This is a genomic window from Helcobacillus massiliensis, assembly GCF_033106145.1.
GTDB classification, from domain to species: Bacteria; Actinomycetota; Actinomycetes; order Actinomycetales; family Dermabacteraceae; genus Helcobacillus; species Helcobacillus massiliensis.
Genome location: NZ_CP136959.1, coordinates 808,109 through 823,321 on the forward strand (window position 1 = coordinate 808,109; position 15,213 = coordinate 823,321).

The 15,213-nt window shown below is 66.5% G+C and carries 15 protein-coding genes, 1 tRNA gene and 1 pseudogene; 4 read left to right on the forward strand and 13 right to left on the reverse strand.

Annotation, left to right across the window (positions count from 1 at the left end; all coding sequences use genetic code 11):
- Positions 1-9: 9 nt before the first annotated feature.
- A tRNA-Ala gene (locus tag R3I40_RS03770) sits at positions 10-82 on the forward strand.
- A gap of 601 nt (positions 83-683) precedes the next feature.
- On the opposite strand, the pseudogene R3I40_RS11565 reads toward R3I40_RS03770, so the two are convergent.
- The 8 genes and pseudogenes from R3I40_RS11565 to R3I40_RS03810 all read right to left on the reverse strand — a co-directional run.
- Positions 684-1,766, reverse strand: a pseudogene (locus R3I40_RS11565) (recombinase family protein); the annotation flags it as partial.
- 144 nt (positions 1,767-1,910) lie between these two features.
- Entirely contained in the window at positions 1,911-2,108 is a 198-nt protein-coding gene (locus tag R3I40_RS03780) for a hypothetical protein (protein ID WP_252908453.1), read from the reverse strand.
- A 2-nt stretch (positions 2,109-2,110) separates the two neighbouring features.
- Positions 2,111-2,731 (reverse strand): DUF4913 domain-containing protein, encoded by a 621-nt coding sequence (locus R3I40_RS03785; RefSeq protein WP_252908451.1) that lies wholly within the window; start codon positions 2,729-2,731, stop codon positions 2,111-2,113.
- Between the two features lie 16 nt (positions 2,732-2,747).
- Positions 2,748-3,197, reverse strand: coding sequence for a single-stranded DNA-binding protein (locus R3I40_RS03790; protein WP_252908449.1), 450 nt, complete (start codon positions 3,195-3,197; stop codon positions 2,748-2,750).
- An 84-nt stretch (positions 3,198-3,281) separates the two neighbouring features.
- On the reverse strand, positions 3,282-5,063 hold the full coding sequence (locus tag R3I40_RS03795) for a TraM recognition domain-containing protein (RefSeq protein WP_317700107.1): 1,782 nt from the start codon (positions 5,061-5,063) through the stop codon (positions 3,282-3,284).
- The gene (locus tag R3I40_RS03800; protein WP_252908445.1) at positions 5,060-5,596 is read right to left on the reverse strand and encodes a hypothetical protein; all 537 of its coding nucleotides are present in this window, start codon (positions 5,594-5,596) and stop codon (positions 5,060-5,062) included. Before R3I40_RS03800 ends, R3I40_RS03795 begins: the two co-directional genes overlap by 4 nt.
- Complete coding sequence (locus tag R3I40_RS03805; RefSeq protein WP_259923172.1) at positions 5,596-7,080, reverse strand: putative type IV secretion/conjugal transfer ATPase; 1,485 nt, start codon at positions 7,078-7,080, stop codon at positions 5,596-5,598. The genes R3I40_RS03800 and R3I40_RS03805 overlap by 1 nt, the downstream gene beginning before the upstream one ends.
- Positions 7,077-7,865: a hypothetical protein gene (locus R3I40_RS03810; RefSeq protein WP_317700108.1), complete on the reverse strand. Its 789-nt coding sequence runs from the start codon at positions 7,863-7,865 to the stop codon at positions 7,077-7,079. Before R3I40_RS03810 ends, R3I40_RS03805 begins: the two co-directional genes overlap by 4 nt.
- Positions 7,866-7,938: 73 nt before the next feature.
- On the opposite strand from R3I40_RS03810, the gene R3I40_RS03815 reads away from it, so the two are divergent.
- Positions 7,939-8,571, forward strand: coding sequence for a hypothetical protein (locus R3I40_RS03815; RefSeq protein ID WP_317700109.1), 633 nt, complete (start codon positions 7,939-7,941; stop codon positions 8,569-8,571).
- Positions 8,572-8,612: 41 nt separating this feature from the next.
- On the forward strand, positions 8,613-8,990 hold the full coding sequence (locus R3I40_RS03820; protein ID WP_252908441.1) for a VOC family protein: 378 nt from the start codon (positions 8,613-8,615) through the stop codon (positions 8,988-8,990).
- Positions 8,991-9,004: 14 nt separating this feature from the next.
- Here the strand turns inward: R3I40_RS03820 and R3I40_RS03825 are convergent, their stop codons facing one another.
- The 3 genes from R3I40_RS03825 to R3I40_RS03835 are packed head-to-tail and all read right to left on the reverse strand — an operon-like array spanning position 9,005 to position 12,357.
- Positions 9,005-10,492 (reverse strand): SCO6880 family protein, encoded by a 1,488-nt coding sequence (locus R3I40_RS03825; protein WP_285262100.1) that lies wholly within the window; start codon positions 10,490-10,492, stop codon positions 9,005-9,007.
- Positions 10,489-12,000 carry a conjugal transfer protein TrbL gene (locus R3I40_RS03830; RefSeq protein ID WP_285262101.1) on the reverse strand — a complete coding sequence of 504 codons (1,512 nt, stop codon included), beginning with the start codon at positions 11,998-12,000 and terminating at the stop codon, positions 10,489-10,491. The genes R3I40_RS03825 and R3I40_RS03830 overlap by 4 nt, the downstream gene beginning before the upstream one ends.
- Before the next feature lie 45 nt (positions 12,001-12,045).
- Complete coding sequence (locus R3I40_RS03835) at positions 12,046-12,357, reverse strand: DUF6112 family protein (protein WP_034375318.1); 312 nt, start codon at positions 12,355-12,357, stop codon at positions 12,046-12,048.
- A 168-nt stretch (positions 12,358-12,525) separates the two neighbouring features.
- Here R3I40_RS03835 and R3I40_RS03840 point away from each other — a divergent pair, with 168 nt between their 5' ends.
- Positions 12,526-13,290, forward strand: coding sequence for a hypothetical protein (locus R3I40_RS03840; RefSeq protein ID WP_285262102.1), 765 nt, complete (start codon positions 12,526-12,528; stop codon positions 13,288-13,290).
- Positions 13,291-13,324: 34 nt separating this feature from the next.
- Here the strand turns inward: R3I40_RS03840 and R3I40_RS03845 are convergent, their stop codons facing one another.
- Entirely contained in the window at positions 13,325-13,591 is a 267-nt protein-coding gene (locus R3I40_RS03845) for a DUF6112 family protein (RefSeq protein WP_252908424.1), read from the reverse strand.
- 5 nt (positions 13,592-13,596) lie between these two features.
- Positions 13,597-15,213: a M23 family metallopeptidase gene (locus R3I40_RS03850; RefSeq protein WP_285262103.1), complete on the reverse strand. Its 1,617-nt coding sequence runs from the start codon at positions 15,211-15,213 to the stop codon at positions 13,597-13,599.

The following is a 15,213-nucleotide window of genomic DNA, read 5'->3' on the forward strand; positions in this document are numbered from 1 at the left end:
TTTCCTCTCGGGGGTATGGCGCAGTTGGTAGCGCGTCTGCATGGCATGCAGAAGGTCAGGGGTTCGAATCCCCTTACCTCCACGTAAGATGAGAAAATCGAAACTTGCCCCGCCTGATGGCGGGGCAGTTTTGTTTCTGCGGTGACGTGGGCCGGGGCGTCGATGCTGGTGTGGGCGAGGATGCTGGCGGTGGTCTTGTCGGGTGTGTAGGTGGCGTTCTCTTCGTCGTCGATGGTGATGCGGGTGAACAGGGCGCGGTTGAGGATGCGTCGTTCGGCTGGGTCGCACTTGTTGTAGAGGTCGTCGAGGTCGACGAGGAGTTCGGTGAGCTGGTCCAAGCCTGTTCGGGCCTCGGTGTAGGTGTCGGTGAGGTTGTCGAGCCGGGTGGTGATCTGGTCGAGGCTGGCGCGGATGCGGTCTTGTTCGCTTTTGAGGAGGTCGAGGGGGATCGCGTCGGCGTAGTGAGCTTGGACGAGTTTGAGGCGTTCGGCTTCGAGCTTGTTGCGCTGGGCGGTCAGGAGCTTGCGTTCGTCCTCGCTGGATCCTTCGAGCTGGTCGAATACGTCGTTGAGGACCTTCCGGACGTGCTCGGCCTGGGTCTGGGTCAGGGAGTTGCGCTGGTAGGTGCGTTCGATCTCGGCTTCGGCGCGTTCGGCGAGGATCGCGGATCGGGTGCATTGGGTGGTCTTGCGGCGTCGTCCGGAGCAGGTGAAGTACTCGTAGCGGTCCCCGGTCTTGTCGCGGGGGCGTTCGATCATGAGCTTGGCTCCGCAGGCGCAGTACAGGGTGCCTTTGAGGTAGTGGTCGTACTTCTGTGGCCGTTCGCCACGGGCGTTGTTGGCGTCCAGGTTGGTCTGGACGCGCAGCCACGTCTCCGCGTCGACGAGGGGCTGGTGGGTGCCGTCGTAGGTGACGCCGCGGAAGGTGACGGTGCCCTGGTAGTAGGGGTTGGTGAGGATCTTGTGCAGCCCGGTGGTGGTGACTGGTTTGGCGGGCTGCGAGGGGGTGGGTCGGGTGGTCAGGCCGCGGGCTGTGAGTTCTTTGGCCAGGCGGGACAGGGACCAGTCTCCGGTGGCGTAGGCGGTGAAGGCGAAGCGGATGAGGTCGGCGCGTTCGGGGTCGATCTCGATCTCGCGGGACTCGCGTCCTTGGGCGTCGGTGGTGCGGACGTTGAGGTAGCCCAGAGGCGCTTTGGTGGGGGTGCCGCCGATCGCGGCTTTCTGGGTCATGCCTTTGAGGACTTCTTGGGCCAGGTTCAGCGAGTAGAACTCGGCCATGGAGGCCAGGATGCCGTGCATGAGCATCCCTGAGGGGGTCTCGTCGATGTTCTCGGTGACTGAGACCAGGCTGATGTTCGCATCCCGCAGCGCGGCGTGGATCTTGGCGTCATCGAGCCGGTTGCGGGCGAGGCGGTCGACCTTGTTGATGATGCAGTACCGCACCGGGTGCGTGGTGGCGTAGTCGAGCATCTCTTGGAGCGCGCGTCGTTGGGCGGTCTTGGCTGACTCGCCGGGCTCGATGAACTCCTTGATGATGACCGCACCGAGCTGTTCGGCCTTGCGCTGCGCGGCTTCGCGCTGGGCCGGGATCGACAGGCCCTCTTCCAGCCCGTTGCGGGTGGCTTGGTCCTTGGTGGAGACCCGCAGGTAGCTGATCGCCGCCACCTTCCCTTCACTCCCGGACGCAGTGGTGTCTGGGCGTGGTGTGGTGCAGGCGAGGCGTCGAAGGCCTGAGATGTCGAGGCCGGAGAGTTGATCGAGTGTCATGGTGACCGCCTTTCACAGGCCCCCACATGTCTGGGGGCGGGTGGGGCGCCGGAGGCGGTCACGTCAGAGTCGAAAAGAACACCCCTCGAACGGGGCTTAGCAAGAGTAGGTGCCAACAGCGCCGAAACTTGATGTGGACCCAGTTTAGCGTTCGGCTGCGAGCAGGCGACGAAGATGGGCGCCGGACTGTCCGACGGGCTGGTCGCCGGCGGTGCGCAGCGCGATCCGGATCAACACCTCGGCAACCTTCGCGACATCGATCTCCTCGCGCGGCTCATACCGCACGCGCAGGGGCCGATCCGCCTCGACTCGTGCCGTGGTGCGGTGATACCGGCGCACCATCCTCAACCACCCTCAGGACCCAGAACATCGTCGCGAACCTCGTCGGTCGCCGGGTCGATCCGGTCATCCAGGCTGGCGTAGAAGGCGTCTTCGGCAGCCTGTCGTTCGTTGACCTGGTCGATGACGTATTGGACGAAGTCGGCGTCTCGGTCGGTGATGACGGACTCGTCGTGGGTGGGTTGGGGTTCTTCGCCGGGCCAGGTGGTCTGTCGGGTGGGTCGGTCGCGGTCCAGGCGGGTACCGGAGGCGGTGACCCAGTCACGGAGGCGGTGGCGGGCGTCGGCGAAGTCGCGGTGCCATCCCAGGGGTGCGGAGCCGTTTTGTTCGGGGTCGTAGGCGCACAGCCAGTGCAGGTGCAGGGCGGACAGCTCCCACAGAAGTTCGGGGTGGCGGTGCCAGTAGGGCGGGATGACCGCGGCGGGTAGGCCGTAGGTGTGGCGGAGCCAGTCGACCCACCGGTTCAGCTCCAGCAACTCGGCTTCCAGATCTTGCGCTGAGAGCAGGTTCCAGTTGATCGGGTGCGGTGGTTCGGGCAGCGCGCTGGTATCGGGGGCGTGGGGGTGGTCGTCGAGGATGCCGGGGTCCTCGTACTGGACGTCGGGCTCGGGGCTGTGAGTGCTCATGATCGGTCCGCCCGGGTCACATGCTGAGGCTGTCGGCAGCAGGCGTCGCCTGGTGGTGCTGGGGTGGTTCAAAGGCCTGCCCCGCGGCGTCGCGGTTCATGGCGTGGCGGGGTGTGCGGTCGACGTCGTAGCGGGTGCGGGCGGTGTCGTGGCCGATCTTCTTGGCGACGAACTCCTCGCCCGCGATGCGTTGTCCGTCGCGTTCGTAGGTGTAGTCGTGGGCGTAGCCTTCGGCGACGAACTGGTCGCCTTTGGTGAAGCGTTCGAAGGCGCGTTCGGCGGTGGCTCGGTAGAGGACGAGGTTGCCGAAGGAGGGCTCCAGTTTGGTGAAGGTGCCGTCTTCTTCACGCTGGAAATTCTCCTGGCCGAAGCGGGCGTAGAAGCGGGCATCGCCGCGTTCGGTGTAGGTCAGCTGCGGGTCGGATGCGATGAACCCGGACAGGGATTCCTGGGTGCGGATGGCCATGACGCGGTACCTCTCAACTCGTGGACTGCAGCCCGCTCGTGGTGTGGGTTGCTGGTACCGGTCAGGTGCACCCCGCGACCCCGGTCACGCACGGGGGGTCTGCAGGAGCTGTTCCAGTTCGCGGCGGTCGTGTTTGAGGGTGGTGGCGTCGGGGCGGGTGGGCCAGGCGGTCAGGTCGGTGATGATCGGCGGCGCGGAGCGGAGCAGGGTGACGCCGGTGCCGAAGCGGAGGGTGCGGATGCGGTTCGGTGGCAGGATCGGCACCCGCCGCACGGAGCGCTGATTCGACCTGGTGCCGTGGTCACCGAGCGTGATCGAGTCGGTGCATTCGTCGCGTTCCCCGATGAGGGTGGTGAGGTCTTGAAGGTCGCGACTGTTGGAGGCGCCACCGAGGATGAGTTTGACGATGGCGGCGTCCCAGATCGCTCCGGCTTGGTGATCGGACCACTTGTCGCGTGCCTGGGCAAGTGATTGGAGGACGGGCAGGGTGGTGATGCCGGTGCCGCCACCTTCGGCCATCAACGTCGGCAGGGACGGCAGCGGCGCGAGGTTCCCGATCTCATCTAGGGCGAGCAGCAGGGGTGGGTCGAGACGGGCGCCGGGTGAGCGGGCGGCGAGACGCCGGGCGGTTTCGATGAGGTCTTCAATGAACGCCGCCACCAACGCCGCGGACGCCCCAGCTCCTGCACCTGTGGCGAGCAGGTAGAGGGTCCCGGACTCGCGCAGGAAGGTCTCGGGGTCGAATGGGGTCTCGTTGTCGCGGGGTGTGACTGCGTCGAGGACGCGGGGGTCGGCGAGGGCGCCGAGGGCGAGGGCGACGCCTTGCCAGATGGAGTCGCGGGTTTTGGGGTCGGCGTCGATCATCGCCCCCAGCGAGTCGGCCCACCCGGCGGCAGCATCGGGGTGGTTGGTGAGGATCGCGACGGCTTCGGCTGCGGCGGCGGGGTCGAGGGTCCACCGGAACAAGTCCGCCGGCTTTCGAGAGTCCAACGCCGCGGCGTGGAGGAGGGCTTGGAGGGCGGTGCGGGTCTTGCTCTCCCAGAACCCACCCGATTCGACTCCGCCGGCTGACAAGCCGGTGGCAGAAGCCAGTCCCGTGGCGCGGATCATCGCCGTCAGCGGATCCTCACAGCCGCGGACGGGTGACCAGCGCATCCCCGCCGGGAGCCCTTCGGCCAAGTGCTGGGGATCGAACACCGCCACCGGGCCACAACGTTGCCGGGCGCGCAGGGTGGCGGTGAGGTTGTCGGGGCGCGTGCTGGTGGTGACGACGGGGCCGGGGGCGTCGAGGATGGCGGGGATGACGACGTGCAGTCCTTTGCCGGAGCGGGGCGGGCCGATCAGCAGGATCGAGTCCTCCACACTCGCCCACACCCCAACCCCTTTCGACGTCCCGAGCCGATACCCCACCTCACCCGGCGTCGGATCATTCAGCGACGGCCGCAACGTCGACGCGCGTTTCAGCAGCGCCTTCTCCGAGGCGACCTGGGCGACCTCGTGCCGCGTCGCCGTGCCCGCCAACCGATGCGGATCCACCTCCTGAGCATGAGAACGGCGCCGCAACACAACCCACCCCCAGCCCGCGAGTGCGACCAGCCCGCCCAGAGCGACGATGGTGGTGACCCAATAGGCGACGGGGCTGAGACCAGGCGCCCCCAACGCGACTGCGGGGTTACCGGGGTTGAACAACACCCCGGCACCGGCGGCCCAGCTCGCTGTGGGCTGGGGTGCTCCGGTGAGGAACGCGGCGACCGACCCGGCCGCGCGGAGCACGAGGGTGAGGAGGAACAAGGCGATGAGGCCGATGAGGGCGGCGTTGGTCAGTTCCTCACCCATCGACCCACTCTGCCGCTGCGAGGCACTCATCGCGTCTCCTGCACGATGACGGTTCCGGAGGCCCGCCCGACCACCACCACCGGCGTCACGGTTGTGTCGGGTGGGGTGATGGTGCCGTTCTCATCCGCCGCCACTTCCTCAACGATCTGGCCGAGGAGCACCGTCTCACCTGGCAGGAACCCCACCAACCGGCCCGGATCATCTGTCGGGGGTGCTGGAGTGTCCGTGGCAGCTTCTTCATCGGCAGTGGCTGGGATGTCTGGCTCGGGTTCGGGGTTTCGGCGTGGTCGGTGGGCGTGGATGATGTCGGTGAAGTGACTGCCGTCGGACTCATAGACATCCACTCGCACGGGAATACGGCGCTGCTCGGTGAGGTCATCAAGGATGGCCGCGAAGTCACTCCGACCCCACACCTCACCGGCCGGCGGAAGATGCGGCTGTTGGTCGACGGTCACGGTCAGGGTGCCGGTGATGTCGACGGTGATGACCACGTGCCGCAACACCACCGGCACTGCCTCGCTCGGGTCGTTGCGGCGGTGTCTCAGGGTGGGAAGCTTGGGCATTACTTGACTCCTGCGGTGAGGCGGCTGCTGGTGTCGAACAGCTCCAGCTCGCCGGGGTGGAGCTGGTGCTGGATCACGAACGAGCGGTTCTTGATCCGCCACAGCCCCTGACCCACGCCGAGGTTCGGTAGCAGGGCCTGTTCGGTGCCGGTCAGTCCGAGTGCGGTGGCGGTGGGGCCGAGCTGATCGGATTCCTGGCGGTAGACGATCCGCGTCTCCGCATTCGCCAACAGACTGTTGGCCAGCGAGCGCATGGCGGAGCCTTCGTCGCCGACGTTGTCGAGGTCGGAGAGTTTGTGGAAGATCAGCATGTTCGCGATCCCGTAATGCCGGGCCAGACGCCAATGCGCATCCATCCGCTTCAACAACGCCGGGTGGGACATCAGCCGCCAGGCCTCGTCATAGATCACCCACCGCTGCCCACCGTTCGGGTCCAATAGCGCGGATTCCATCCACGCCGAGCTGCAGGTCATCAACACGCTGATGAGGGTGGAGTTCTCGGTCACCCGGGACAGGTCCAGGCTGATCATCGGCAGATCCGGGTCGAACGCCACGGTGGATGGGCCGTCGAACAGGCCGGCGAGGTCACCGGCGACCAGGCGTCGCAGAGCGTGGCCGACCAGGCGCCCGTCCTCGGCCAGGCGCCCGTCGGGGTCGTGGCTGGGGGCGAGGATGTGGTCGACGACCATGGGCAGGATCGGCACCTCGTTCTCCGCCACCGTCGCGGTCAGGGCGAGGTCGATAGCGGTGTGCTCCAACGGCGTCAGCCCCCGCGCCAACACCGTCTCGGCCAGCGCGCCGATCAGGTCCCGGCGTCGGGAGGCGACGGTGCTCGCCCACTCCTGGTCGGTGAGCCCGCCGGGGCGGTGGCCCTCATCGAGTGGGTTCAACCGGCTGTGGAGGCCGTGGCCGAGCACGATCGCCTTCCCACCCACCGCTTCGGCCACCGCGGTGTGTTCGCCCTTGGGGTCGCCGGGGACGTAGACGCGGCGCCCGAACGGCAACGACCGCGTATACAGCGACTTCGCCAACGACGACTTGCCCGATCCGACGATCCCCGCGAGCACTAGGTTCGGGGCGGTGATGATCCCGCGGGCGTAGAGGACCCACGGGTCGTAGACGAAACTGCCACCCGAATACAGGTCCTGCCCGACGAACACCCCATCCGACCCCAGACCGCCTTCGGCCATGAACGGATACGCCCCGGCCAGCGTGGCCGAGGTGTCCTGATGCCGAGGCAACCGCAACCGGCCCGGAGACCGCAACGCCGCTGGCCCCGCCTCGCCCGGCGCCGGCAGAAACGTCGTCGACTTGCGCTCCTCCCGTTCCGCCAGCGCTTTCGCCTTCGCTGCTTCCCGCTCGACCTTGGCCTGCTCAGCCTGCAACCGGGCGGCAGCCTGGCGACGAGCTTTACGGGCTTTCCGTCGCTCCGCAGCCGGGGACACCAACACCGCAGCGTGCAGCCGTTCCTTCTCGCTGCTCACAGCGACCGCCCCACCGAAGACGACGTTGCGCCACCCGCTTTGGGCGCGAACCAATCCGTACCGTCAGCTGCACAACGCGGAGACTCAGAGGTGACACCGCTGAACGCGTCCCGTGCAGCGACGACCTCCTCCTCGTCGGGTGTGGGTGTGGTGTCGGGGTGTTCGCGGACCAGTCCGACATATCCCATCTGCGGGTTGTAGGTCAGCACATACCCGTCGGCCTCGAAGGTGCGATCCCACTGTCCGGCCGGCAGCTGGTCGTACACCTCACCGTTCATGAACGCCGCGCCAGTGGTTTCGTCGCCGAAGTCCCACTGCGCCAGATGCGCGATCCCCGCCTGCACCCCCTCAAGATCGATCAGGTCCAGTACCTCATCGGCCTCACTGCCCTGGAGGAACACCACATTCACCCACCGCCGTGAAGGCTCGGGCTCGGGGTTGGTGTGGGTGTGCCAGGCGATCCGACCGGACGCTTCGTGCGCGTGCATCACCCGGTCAGCGACCTCATCCAGCCCGTCGGCGGCCTGATGCAACTCATCCGCCGCCGCCAACGCCACCGCCTCCGCCGGCGCGCGGTCATCGGTGAACGCGATGTCGCGGTGATCAGCATGCGCACGAGAGAGCTGGTCCAGGACCTGCCGCAACAGCCGCACCGACCCCGACACTTCGCCCAACACTCGGTACGTGTCAGCCGGATCCTCAAAGGCCCGGGTGGCGTGTGCCAACCCGCGCAATCCCTCGTAGGCCTCAGCAGCATCAGCAACTGGATCAACAAACGTCGCCATCCCAACAGTCCTCTCTACGTAACGGCGGTACGCCTATGAGGGAGGTGTGCGATGGTGTCCTCTAATGGCTGTAATGGAGGACAGCCGAATCGACGGATGCGAGGTGCTCATGGAGTTGTCAGTTCCTGTGTGGATGCCCGCGTTCTGGTGGAGAGGCGCAGCGCAGCATGTCCGAGAATGGGTGTTCGAAGACCCGGACCAGGAGGATCACCGTGAACCTCGTTGGAGTGACACTTCCGAGCAGCGCTGGAGACTGATTGCCTCTACCGTTGCCCTCGTCGGAGACGAGCTTGCCGCGGGGCGGTGGACTATCGATGAAGATGACGACACGTACTACGGCATGGTGGCGGCTCCGGTACCGGAACCACTGACGGAGACTGAGCGGCACATCGTGACCTCATGGTTCTCTGCCGGCGAAGCAGTGTGCGTCGACCCCTGGTTCGAGCCCATCACCAACGGGCGGCACCGTCTCTGGAACACGTTGACGCACTTTGGCGATCGGTTGGTTCCCGTCGCCAGCGATGCACTGGGATACGCGACACCGACCAACACCGAAGTTCTTGGCGAAGCGTGGCCTGAGCTGTATCGAGCGCACGTCGACGACCTCGCAGCAATCGAGTGGTTCGACCTGCACAACCCGATGAACTCCCGCTTTGCCCACGCGATCGATCAGGCAGCACGCGGTGAGCACCCTGCACCCCGATAGAACCGTTCGGCTGGTCAGGTGATGCGTCCTAGCATGGAGAGATGCCAGCAATCGGACGCCTCACGCAACTCGTCTTTGAGTGCAAGGACCCCACAGCGGAAGCACTCTTCTGGCAGAAAGTCCTGGATCTTGCACCGGCCACCGGTAATGACCAGTGGTTGACGCTGGACTGGGAGCCTGTCGGACGCCTCTCTTTCCATCGCGTCTCCGATTACGAACCCCCGCAGTGGCCGGGCCACAGAGGCGAGCTGCAGGTTCACCTTGACCTGCTAGTCGATGACCTCTCGGAGGCATGTGCCGCCGTCGAAGCAGCAGGCGGCCACCCACTCACTGACGTCTTGGACCCAGGCCCGAAAGCCTGGCGCATCTACGCTGACCCCGCAGGCCATCCCTTTTGCCTCGTCACAGTGCCCGAATGACCCCTTCCTAGTCGTCAGACCTGGCGGCAGAGGGGTAGGGCTGCGGCGGTGAAGGCTTGGGCTTGTTGTCCGGCGAGGAGTCGGGTTTCGCAGTTGGCTTGGATGGCGGCTTGTTCGAGGACGGCGACGTGGGCGTCGAGGCACTCGATCGTGGTGGCGGTGACGGTGATCAGGCCGGTGTAGCGCAGGATGCCGTGGCCGGCGGTGAGGTCGGCTTCTTGCTGGAGGACATCGTGGTACTCAGCCGTCTGGGAGGCGTCTTCGATCTGCCCGATTTTGGCGCGTTGGGCTTGGTCGGAGATGTGCTCGACCTTCTTCTTGCGGATGTCGCGGGCGGCCTGGTCGGAGCGCATGGGGGTGCAGATGAGGGAGAACGACCGTTGGATCCCGCTGGAGAGCAGGATGGGTGAGAGGAAGCCTGGGTAAACCATGGAGCGCGGCCATTCGCTGATCCACAGCACGGCGTGGTGGGCGGAGTCGGTGCGGATACGACTCCAGGTCTCGTTGACCGCGACGGGGCCGGCGGTGGCGAGGTCGTGGCCGATCTGGCCGTGGCGTTCCAAAGTGGCGGCGATGGCGGGGTCGTAGGCCGAGCGCAGGATCACCGCAATCTGTCCGGGGGTGAGCCATCCCGATGGGGTGAGGTCGGCCGAGCGGAGCGCGGCGGTGAGGGTGTTCATCTCTTGGCGCAGGACGGCGGCGGCGCCGCGGATACCGCCGCCCGCGGTGCGGATCTGCCTCGCCGAGTTTCTCATGTCGAGGGACAGGGAGAGGGTGGTGGCGTGGCGTTCGCCGGCGGGGCCGGCGCGGTCGATGAGTTCGGCGTAGGTGGTGGCAGCCCAGCTCGTGTCCTCGGGCTGGCCGTGGGTGGTCCACCATTCCGCGAGTCCGGTGCCGGAGTCGGGCAGGGTGCGTTCCAGGATCTGCAAGGTGGCGATCCTGCCGGAGCGGCAGACGGTGGCCAGGACGCGGCCCCAGGCGGTGACGCGTCGTTCTTGTTCGGCGGGGTCGAGGAGCACGAACGCGGGGTGGGTGATCTCGCACACCACCGTGAGCGTGTTCTGGTGGGGGTCGTGGATCATGCCCGCCCCCGTGGTCGGATCCTCGTACTCGCGCAGCCGGGCTTGGTCGCCGGGCAGGGCGAGGGTTCCGGCGGGGCGTGGGGTGACGATGCGACGCCGGTAGAGGAGTTGGCCGATGGTGGTGCGGTAGACCCACCAGCCGGCCACGGGCACCCACTCGATAACCGGGCGTCCAGCGACAGGGACCCAGGTGAGGAGGACGGCGGTGGCCCAGATGGGGGCGGTGTAGGCCAGCCACATCCCGCCGCCGGCGTAGAGGGCGGTGATGATGGTGGCGATCGCGATCCCGACGGTGACCAGCTGAGCCGCGGACAGGCCAAGCAGGATGCCGCGCCGGGTGAGCCGGGAGAACTTCACCGGCACCAGCTCCGAACCGGTCGCCTCCAAGTCGTGGCTGTTGTTCTTGTTGCGGCGGCTCATGACTGCGGCTCCTTCCCAGCACTCGACGGCGGTGGCGGATTGTCGGCTGGGGGCGGGTTCGGCACCGGCGCAGACGGCGCCACCTGCTCACTCGCCCCAGACGAGGACGACCCCGGTGGCTGTGAGCTTCGGGCGTTGGGCGGGGTGGGCTCCGCACTGGCCGACGGAGTGCCCTGCTGTGGCGGCGTTCCACCGGGCGCAGGCGCCGGCGGAGTACTCCCACCATTGCCTCCGCCTCCGTTGGGGCTGGGGGTGTGGTCGGCGGCGTCGGCAGCGGTCTCGGCCTGCTGACCGAGTTCGTCGCCGGCTTTCGGGCCCGCGGTGGCGGCGTCCTTGGCCACCTGCACCCCGATCACGGCTGCCGCAGCAGGACCTGCAGCGGCAGCAGATCCACCCGAGGCCGCACCCGACCCGGAAGCCCCGGCCGTCCCACCAGTTCCAGCCCCGGCTTCGGCACTGCCCTGGGAGGCTGAGGGGTTCGGGGTACTCGGTTTCGCCGGCTGCTTTCCACCACCGTTGCTGTCACCGCTGCTGCTGTTGTTGCCGTCGAGGACTTGTTGGGGGTTACCTGGCTGACGGTCGGGGAGGGGGATGGGGCGGTTGAGGGAGTTCTTGGCGTCTTGTTCGGCGCCGATCGCGTGGTACATGTCGAAGCCGACGAAGCTGATGAACCGGTACGTCAGGTACGGGGCGAACGCGGCCATCGCCATCAGCACCACCCCGGCCAGCGGGTCACTGATCGAGGACAAGTCCCCATCGATCGGGGCGGCGACCTGGGTGATCGCGACCAGGAACATCACGACCAGCACGAGCTTGGAACAGATCAGCGCGACCACGAACATCGCCCACTTGCTGATCCACCCCCTCGTGGCGTCCCACGACGAGCCCGACAGGGCCAGGGGTGCGAACACAATCGCGACCAGCAGCAGCGCCTTGCGCACCAGCAGTGAGAGCCACACGATCGCCGCGGAGGTGATCGCGAGCCCGGCGAGGAAGATCGTGATGATCGCCCCCACCCCGGGGGCGGCGATGTTGATCGCGGTCAGTCCGCCGGCAAGGATCGTGATCTTCTCGCCCATCGATTCGGTGGTCTCCCCGGCGGCTTGGACGATCCCGACACACAGCTGGTCGACCACCTCCAACAGCAGCCCGGTCAGGGTGATCACCACAAACGACCCCAACACGCTCTTGGCGAGGCCGAGGGCGGCTCGGGTCAGGGCGGTGGGGTCACGTCTGATGAGGCCGTTGATGAGTTGGAGGCAGAAGAACAGCAGCATCACGAACACCGCGATGCCGAACAGCAGGTTGTAGACCGACAGGTATCCGGTACTGGTGATGTCAACCAAGGTGGTGGCGTCGAAGACGTTCCACACGGCCTCGAACAACCAGCCCGCGGCTGAGCCCATGGCTTGGGCGAGCCAGTCGAACGGGGCCGAGACCAATGAGGCGGCTGCTTCGCCAGCGGTTTCGCAGACACCTGAGATGACGGGCAGATCGCACACACCCACCGCAATCACTCCTCACACACGCGGGTTGGAACGGTTGGGTAGGGGTTAGACGGACTGGCCGACGTTCCAGAAGAAGTTGATCAGCGTGACCGCAGCGCCGCAGATGATCGCTGCCCCGCAGGAGACCAGGACACCGACCTTGCCGCGGCCGGCCAGGTGCGGGTTGGACGAGTTCGCGCCGAAGCCCCACACGATCGCGGAGATGATCAGCGCCAGCACCGACAGGATCAGCCCGATCGTCATCACCGCCCCCACGATGTTGCGCAGCTGCGCGATCCCCGGCAGCCCATCATCGTTCGGCGTGATGTCCACCTCCATCGGCAGCATCATCGGCAGCGTGGGCAGGACAGAAGTCATCAGATCAAGCACGGCGAGCTCCTTCGAAGCAGACGGCCCACCCGCTGCGGCGGGAGGGCCCTTGGTTGGGTCTGCCTGTCAGGTGTGCTGGCGGGTCCAGACGGCATGTGGGCCGGTCCCGTCGGCCGGTGACTATTGGAGCGGCGCTTCGGAAGCCATAGTGGTTGCATGAAGTGTCATCCAGAAGCAGATCTGCCACCGGTTCGGTTGCCCCGAGCGCCCAAACCTCAGCTGGCGGGTGGCTCAGTGGATCGATATCCCGAGCTTGCGGCGTCACGGCGAGCCCTTGACCAGCTACGTATCGACCACTTAGATCTCGCCGCGCAGTCCCTCATGGCTGCTGACGGCGATTTGTACCTGCCTGACCTGATCGTGACGGCGATGATCCAGCGCAGTTACGGGGTGCTCGATGCTCTTATTGACGCGGTAGACACGTACAACATCCATGCGGCTGCCCCCTTGCTGCGTCTTCAGCTCGACACGTTGTTCCGGGCGCATTACATTGCCAGCGGTCCGGATGTTGACGGCCTCACCCTGAAGCTCTTGCGAGGCGAGGAGCTGCGCAAGATCAAGGATGCTGATGGCAAGCCTTTGAACGACTATCGACTCAAAGAACTGGCAGCCGACACTCACGCTTGGGCACTGCCCGTCTATGACAAGACGTCGGGCTGGGTTCATTTCTCTCTCAACCACATGCTTGTAACGACGCAAGCCGCAGATCCGAACTGCTTTCACATGGGAGTGCCGCTGCGAGTGGATGTCATCCCCGAATCGCTCTGGCAGGAAATTTACGGAGCGGCCATCCAAGCGACGGAAGAGTTGTTCGCGTATGTACGTGGTTGGGCGACGCGAAAGGGGCTACCGCCAGGGCAGGTGCGAACGCTGAATGGCGTTCGTGTGGAACACACTGTGGGCCAGTCGCCAAGCGATTGACGTCGCGGACGTGCTCTTGAGGACTCTTTCAACATCACAGTTGGTCACCGAGGTGGATGAGCCAGTTGAGCCAGGTGATCCCGGCGCCGGCGAGGGTGGCCGTGCCGAGGGCGACGAGGAGTCCGGTGCGGGCATTGGTGGCGGTGGTGTGGTTGCCGTTCGCTGTGGCGATGGCCCAGGTGATGCCGCTGATGAGCATGGTGAGGACGGCGGTGACGAGGACGAACGTCAAGAGGGCGCCGATCACGTTGTGGAGGGTGGTGTTGTCGCCGAGGGCGCCGAAGTCGGGGTAGATGTTCACGGGTATCAGCTGCCTTCCTTGACGGTGATGTGGACGTGGTCGTAGTGGCCGCCGGTGACGTCGTTGGGGTCGTGCATGCCGCCGCCGTTGTAGGGGCGCCAGCCTTCGGCGTCGCGGGCGAGGGACCAGATCTGGCCTTGCCAGATGAGGTACTCGACGCCGAGGGTTTCGGCGTTGTCTTTGAGCCAGTTCGTCAGCGCCCATCCGGATTCGAGTTGCTGGGGTGTGGGTCGGGTGCCGATGGCGTTGCCGAAAGTGACATCGCAGGCCCGGCCGAGGGGGTGTTCGGATTTGCTGCCGGGGCGGGGTGAGTAGCAGGCCCAGGAGGCGTCGGGGTAGGCGGTGAGGGCTTGGGTGTAGACGTGCAGCATGCGGGCGGTGATCTGTCCGTCGGTGGTGGGGTCATCGACCTTGCGGTCCGGGTCCCCGGCATCGGGTCCTTGGGGCGGCGCGGGCTTGGTTGCGGCCGGGTTGCAGCCTTCCTGCTCGACCGGTGTGGTGGGGGCTGGAAGGTTGCCGGTAGTGTGTTGGTCGAGCCAGGGCTGGGGGTCGGTGAACTCGCCGTCGCTGCCGCCTTGGCGGAGTTCGAAGTGCAGGTGCGCGCCGGTGGAGTAGCCGGCCGACCCGACATCGCCGATGTGTTGTCCTGCGGTGACGTGGTCGCCGACGTTGACGTGGATGCCGGTCTCCCACAGGTGGGCGTAGGCGGTGGCGATCGTCTGCCCGCCGATGGTGTGTTCGATGATGATCAGCCCGCCGTACCCGCCGGACATCGAGGCGTGGGTGACGATGCCGTCGGCGGCGGCGAGGATGGGGGTGCCGTCGGGGGCGGAGTAGTCCGCGCCGGTGTGGAGCTTGTTCTCCCCGGTGATGGGATGGACCCGCATCCCAAACGGCGAGGTGGCGACCCAGGTGCCCTCGGGCAGCGGGAAGACCACACGCCCGGTTTCCGGCAATGGTGGACTGGTGGTGCTGGGGATGGTGAGGGTGGTCAGGATCTGTTCGGCGACGGGCTCGTAGTTCGCATACCGGTCGGGGTAGGCCGACACTTCCACGGCTTGCGCGGCTTCACCTTTCGACAGGGTCTGCCAGCCCGGGATGTCGAGCAGGCCGCGGGGTGAGGGGTGGTTGGGGCCGGTGGGTCCGCCGAAGAACGCGCGGGCCTGATAGACGGGGTCCATGAGGTCAGCAACGGTGCCCCACCCGGCTTGGGGTCGCATCTGGAACAGGCCGAGGCTGTCGTGGTCGGAGGCGTCCCCGTCGTTGGGGTGGTTCCCGGAGTCGGGGTAGACGCTGGTGTTGGCCAGCATCCGCAGATTCGACTCGGTGAGGGCGGCCATGAGCGCGATCTGCAGCCCATCACGCGTGACGCCTTCGATCTGGGAGCCGGTCTGGATGATGGTGGCGGCATGGGTGAGCTGGGTGGTGTTGAGCGTGAAGGTCTGCCCGTCAGCGGTCGTCACGTCCAGCGAGTCCGGCACCGGCCCCACCACCGATGGGCCGCTGGTGCTGGTGGTGCAGGAGGCGTTGGCGCCGGGGCTGAACATCATCCCAACCCCCAGCAGGAGCAGGGCGGGGCTGAACAGCACGAGCACGGCAGCGATCACGGCGAGCTTCTTCAC

Excerpts from the sequence above, each read along its gene's own strand:
- R3I40_RS03780 (WP_252908453.1), bottom strand. The coding sequence starts at position 2,108 with ATGGTGCGCCGGTATCACCGCACCACGGCACGAGTCGAGGCGGATCGG.
- R3I40_RS03785 (WP_252908451.1), bottom strand. The coding sequence starts at position 2,731 with ATGAGCACTCACAGCCCCGAGCCCGACGTCCAGTACGAGGACCCCGGC.
- R3I40_RS03790 (WP_252908449.1), bottom strand. The coding sequence starts at position 3,197 with ATGGCCATCCGCACCCAGGAATCCCTGTCCGGGTTCATCGCATCCGAC.
- R3I40_RS03795 (WP_317700107.1), bottom strand. The coding sequence starts at position 5,063 with ATGAGTGCCTCGCAGCGGCAGAGTGGGTCGATGGGTGAGGAACTGACC.
- R3I40_RS03800 (WP_252908445.1), bottom strand. The coding sequence starts at position 5,596 with ATGCCCAAGCTTCCCACCCTGAGACACCGCCGCAACGACCCGAGCGAG.
- R3I40_RS03810 (WP_317700108.1), bottom strand. The coding sequence starts at position 7,865 with ATGGCGACGTTTGTTGATCCAGTTGCTGATGCTGCTGAGGCCTACGAG.
- R3I40_RS03815 (WP_317700109.1), top strand. The coding sequence starts at position 7,939 with ATGGAGGACAGCCGAATCGACGGATGCGAGGTGCTCATGGAGTTGTCA.
- R3I40_RS03820 (WP_252908441.1), top strand. The coding sequence starts at position 8,613 with ATGCCAGCAATCGGACGCCTCACGCAACTCGTCTTTGAGTGCAAGGAC.
- R3I40_RS03825 (WP_285262100.1), bottom strand. The coding sequence starts at position 10,492 with ATGAGCCGCCGCAACAAGAACAACAGCCACGACTTGGAGGCGACCGGT.
- R3I40_RS03835 (WP_034375318.1), bottom strand. The coding sequence starts at position 12,357 with ATGACTTCTGTCCTGCCCACGCTGCCGATGATGCTGCCGATGGAGGTG.
- R3I40_RS03840 (WP_285262102.1), top strand. The coding sequence starts at position 12,526 with ATGAAGTGTCATCCAGAAGCAGATCTGCCACCGGTTCGGTTGCCCCGA.